This is a genomic window from Bradyrhizobium genomosp. III, from assembly GCF_000261705.1.
Taxonomy (GTDB): Bacteria; Pseudomonadota; Alphaproteobacteria; order Rhizobiales; family Xanthobacteraceae; genus Bradyrhizobium; species Bradyrhizobium ottawaense.
Map to the genome: position 1 here is coordinate 1 of NZ_AJQF01000156.1, position 4,936 is coordinate 4,936.

A 4,936-nucleotide genomic window follows, 5' to 3' on the forward strand; every position below is an offset into this window, starting at 1 on the left:
GGGCGGCTGGGCCTGGAAAAGTTCGTCGAGCTGACGTCCACGGCGCCTGCCAAGATCTACAATCTGCACCCCCGCAAGGGCTCGATTGCGATCGGCGCCGATGCCGATATCGCGATCTGGGATCCCAACCGCGAGACCGTGATCGCGGACCAGATGATGCACGATCTCGCCGGCTACACGCCGTTCGCGGGCCGCAAGCTGAAGGGCTGGCCGGTGTCGGTGCTGTCGCGCGGCCGGGTGGTCATCGACGGCAACAAGTGCCTCGCCGATGCCGGCAGCGGAAAATTCCTGGCACGCAGCGGCGGCGAGGCGGCCAAGCCCACCGGCCGTCTCGTCGCCGACATGGACCCGGAACGGAACTTCGGGGCAAAACTGCTGTGATCGCGGATCGCGCGCGATGAGGACCGTCATCTTCGGCGGCACCGGCTTTGTCGGGCTCAACCTCGCCGAGGTGCTGCTCGCGCGTGGGCATGAGGTGACGTTGTATGACCGCAAGCAATTGCCGGCGGGAGCGGAGCGATCCTTCGTCGACGACCGGGAGCGGCTTACCCTTGTTCAGGGCGAGATCACGGACGTCGAGAGGATCGACGTACTTCTGAAACAGGGTTTCGATGCGATTGTCCTTGGCGCTGCGATAACGGCCGGTGATCAGCTCGAGCGATCCACGACCTCGAACATCCTCGAAATTAATGTGATGGCTCAGATGCCGATCCTGAGCGCGGCGATCCGCCGTGGCGTTCGGCGCGTGATCAATCTGTCCTCGGCGTCCGCCTATGGTGCCGCGGGGCACCGTTACCCGGTCCTCGACGAGGAAACGCCGTGCGATCCCATTTCCTTCTACGCGATCAGCAAATTCACCTCGGAACGATCGGTGGCGCGGCACGCCGAGCTCTTTGGCGGTGATTTCCTGAGCGTGCGTTTGAGCGCGGTGTTCGGTCCTTGGGAGCGGATCGGCAAAGTGCGGGATACGCCGAGCCTTCAGTTTCAGATCCTTGCCGAGTTCGCTCGCTGCGGGCTGGCGCTCATGCCAGGTCCAGGAGTGAAGGACTGGATTTATGCCCTAGACGCCGCCGAAGCCGTCGCTGTGCTGATCGAGGCCGAGCGGCCACGCCACCGGCTCTACAACATCTCCAGCGGTGCGGCGTGGTCTGCGCTGCAATGGGGCGAGGCCTTTGCGGCTTTGCATCCCGGTTTGCAATGCCGGCTGGCGGCACCCGGAGAGAGCACCTTCATCAGACTGCAAGGGCCGGAACGCGCTCCGCTCTCGGTTACACGGATGGCGGACGAATTCGGCTGGCACGCGCGGTTCGGCTGCGCAGAGTCTGCGGCGGCGATGAGCACCTGGTGGATGCAGCACCGGGAGGAGATTTGACATGCCACCGCAAGGGCGCTCGGCCATCATCGACGGAGGTTGGCTCGCGGCATGAGCGATGCGCTGACAGAACTCGAAGGGGGCATTCGCGCCGATCTCGCCAGGATCGCGCATCCCGGCGCCGCCTGGCTCGAGCCGAAGATGGGCCCGGACGGCAAGCCTGCGCTGGACGTGCTCATCGTCGGCGCCGGCCAATCCGGCGTGGCTATCGGCTTCGGCCTGATGCGCTCCCGCGTCAGCAACATCCTGCTGCTCGACAAGGCCGCGGAGGGGATGGAGGGCCCGTGGCTGACCTATGCCCGCATGCCGACGCTGCGCAGCCCGAAGGATTATACGGGGCCCGACCTCGATATCCCCAGCCTGACTTATCAGTCCTGGCATGAAGCCCGTTTCGGCAAGGAGAGCTGGCAGGGGCTTGGCCTGATCGAGCGCGAGCATTGGGCGGACTATCTGCTCTGGCTGCGGCGCACGATCGCGTTGCCGGTGCGCAATGGCTGCGAGCTACTGAAGATTGCGCCAGCGGCCGACGGCCTGCTGGCTGCCCTCGTGACACGTGCCGACGGCGTCGAGACGCTCCATGCGCGCAAGATCGTGCTGGCGACGGGGCAGGAGGGCATGGGCGGCTGGATGATCCCCGAGCCGCTGCGCGATCTGCCGGCCGGGTCGGTCGCAACTGTCGCCGACGAGATCGATTTCGAAAACCTTCGCGGCAAGCGCGTCGCCGTGATCGGTGCCGGCGCATCTGCGTTCGACAATGCGGCCACGGCGCTGGAGGCGGGGGCTGCGGAAGTGCACCTACTGTGTCGCCGTGCGCAGATCCAGGTGATCCAGCCCTATCGCTGGCTGACCTTCCGCGGCTTCCTGCGTCATCTCAGCGATCTCGATGATGCCTGGCGCTGGCGTTTCATGCGCACGATCCTGGAAATGCGCGAGGGATTTCCGCAAGCGACCTACGACCGCTGCGCGCGCCACGCCCATTTCACATTGCACGAGGGCGCTCCGATCGAGGCCGCGCGTCAGACCGCGGGCGGTCTTGAACTGCAGACGCCGCGCGGCACCATCGCGGCGGACTTCGTCATCTGCGGGACCGGTATCGACATGATCTTTGCTGGCCGCGGCGAACTCAGCCGATTTGCCGGCAATATCGCGACTTGGGCCGACCGTTATCTGCCGCCTTCGAACGAACGCAACGCGCGGCTCGGCCGCTTTCCTTATCTGGCCGACGATTATGCTTTCACCGAACGTGTCCCGGGCGAGACGCCGTGGATCTCCGACATCCATCTGTTCGCCATCGCCTCGACCATGAGTTTCGGCCCGTCGGGATCGTCGATCAACGCGATGACGACCGCGGTGCCCAAGCTGGTTCATGGCCTGACGCGTGGCCTGTTCCGCGCCGATGTTGCGCGGCACTGGGCCTCGCTCAGCGCCTATGACGTGCCGCAGGCCGTGGTCACGCGGCAAGCGCGAAGCAGCGGGGAATTGCGATGATCATCCATGCGCCGCCGCGACGAAGCGTCCGCAGAAGCGCATCATGAGACTGGCGCGCAACTTGCTTCTTTCTTGACCTGCCTTGCTGGCGGTGTTGTCGAAATCTTGGGGAAAACCAATGCGTTTTGTGTCTTTCAGGCCGGCGTCCTCCGTGCTCGCCGCCACTGCGCTGTTGCTCATCGCCACCGCGCCTTCGCAGGCGCAAACCCGGGCGGAGACGCTGCGCTATGTCACCGGCGCATCCGTCAACACGCTCGATCCCAACATCCCCGGCTCGACCCGCGAATCCTTCGCGCTGAGCATGAGCACCTACGACCGGCTGGTGGCGTTCGGTCGCAAGCAGCTCAATGGCAAATGGGTGTTCGATCTCGACAAGATCACCGGCGAGCTCGCCGAATCCTACGACGTCAGCCCCGACGGGTTGAAGCTCACCTTCCGCCTGCGCAAGGATGCAAAATTCCAGGACGGCTCGCCGGTCACGGCCGAGGACGTGAAATGGTCGCTCGATCGCTGCGTCACCGCGCCGATCCTCGGCAAGGCGCAGCTGCTGACTGGCTCCCTGACGTCGGCCGACCAGTTCAAGGTCATCGATCCCCTCACGATCGAGGTGACGTTGCCGAAGCCCGACAAGCTCGCGCTGCCGAACTTGGCCACCGTCTATCCCATGATCATCAATTCGAAGGTGGCGAAGGAGCACGCGACAGCGGATGATCCCTGGGCCACCGCCTGGCTGAAGGAGCACACCGCTGGCAGCGGCGCCTATGTGATCGAGACGTTCAAGCCGGGCGAGCAGGTGATCGTCAAGCGCAACGAGGCCTGGAATCGTGGCTCGCCCGATAAGCCGGCGTTCTTCAAGCGCGTGATCATCCAGTCGGTGCCGGAGCCGGCGACGCGCGCCAATCTGGTCGAGCGCGGCGATGCCGATCTCGTCGTTGATCTGCAGGCCAGCGACGTGCAGTCGCTGGAGGCCAAGGGCAAGCTCAAGGTGATCTCGACGCCGCAATACAATTCGATCACCTTCGTCTCGATGAACAACCAGATCCCGCCCTTCGACAACGTCAATGTCCGCCGCGCCGTCGCCTTCGCGCTGCCCTATGACGACATGTTCAAGGCCGCTCTGTTCGGCCGCGGCGCGCCGCTGTTCGGTGCGAGCTGGCCGGACGGCAAGCCGCTGAACGGCATCTATCCGTTCCAGCAACCCGTCAAGATCGATCTCGACAAGGCCAGGGAATATCTCAAGGCCGCCGGGCTCCCCGAGGGCTTCTCGACCACCTTCAGCTTCAATGTCGGCCAGGCCTCGACCGCCGAGCCGATGGCGGCGCTGGTGAAGGAATCGCTCGGCAAGATCGGGATCAAGGTCGACATCCAGAAGCTGCCGGATGCGCAGATGTCGACGCAGATCAACGAGAAGAAGCTGCCCTTCTACACCGAAGGCATCGTCGCCTGGCTGCCGTCCACGGACTACTTCTATCGCAACTTCTACACCGGCAATCAGCGCTGGAACTACAGCTCGATCAACAATCCGGAGCTCGCCGCGATCGCGCAGGAAGCCCGCTTCGAGCCGGACAAGGCGAAGTACGAGGAAGCAGGCCGCAAGCTCAACGCGATGCATTTCGATCTGATGCCGCAAATCATGCTGTGGCAGCCAAATCAGGATGCGGTGATGGCGTCCTCGATCGAGGGTTACACCTACGAGTTCCACCGCCAGGTCGACTATCGCGATGTCGGCCGCAAGTGATAGCGTCAGACGAAAGGAGCTCTGGAAGGTGAGGGCCGGACTTGGCGCAACGATGGTGCGGGCGGGCGGGCGGCTGCTGTCGTCGCTGCCGGCGCTGTTCGGTGTGCTGGTCTTCACTTTCCTCCTGATGCGCGTCCTGCCCGGCGACCCCGCGGTGTTCTTCGCCTCCGGGCCCAACGCCGGCAAGGAGGAGATCGAGCAGATCCGCAAGCAGATGGGGCTCGACAAGTCGGTGCCGGAGCAGCTCGTGTTCTATCTCTCCGACATCGGCCGCGGCAACCTCGGCCGTTCCATGATGACCGGGCAGCCGGTGCTGAAGGATCTGCGCGAGCGGCTGG

The 4,936-nt window shown here is 64.5% G+C and carries 4 protein-coding genes and 1 pseudogene; all 5 read left to right on the forward strand.

Annotation, left to right across the window (positions count from 1 at the left end; all coding sequences use genetic code 11):
* A partial coding sequence (locus IC66_RS0113180; RefSeq protein ID WP_038947938.1) for an amidohydrolase family protein occupies window positions 1-381 on the forward strand: 381 nt, incomplete at its 5' end.
* Window positions 382-397: 16 nt separating this feature from the next.
* A complete protein-coding gene (locus tag IC66_RS0113185) occupies window positions 398-1,372 on the forward strand; it encodes an NAD-dependent epimerase/dehydratase family protein (protein ID WP_038947940.1) in 975 nt (324 codons plus the stop codon).
* Between the two features lie 51 nt (window positions 1,373-1,423).
* Window positions 1,424-2,860, forward strand: coding sequence for an NAD(P)-binding domain-containing protein (locus IC66_RS0113190; protein ID WP_038947941.1), 1,437 nt, complete (start codon window positions 1,424-1,426; stop codon window positions 2,858-2,860).
* 118 nt (window positions 2,861-2,978) lie between these two features.
* A complete protein-coding gene (locus IC66_RS0113195; RefSeq protein WP_038947943.1) occupies window positions 2,979-4,598 on the forward strand; it encodes an ABC transporter substrate-binding protein in 1,620 nt (539 codons plus the stop codon).
* A 28-nt stretch (window positions 4,599-4,626) separates the two neighbouring features.
* Window positions 4,627-4,936 (forward strand): annotated as a pseudogene (locus IC66_RS0113200) (ABC transporter permease); the annotation flags it as partial.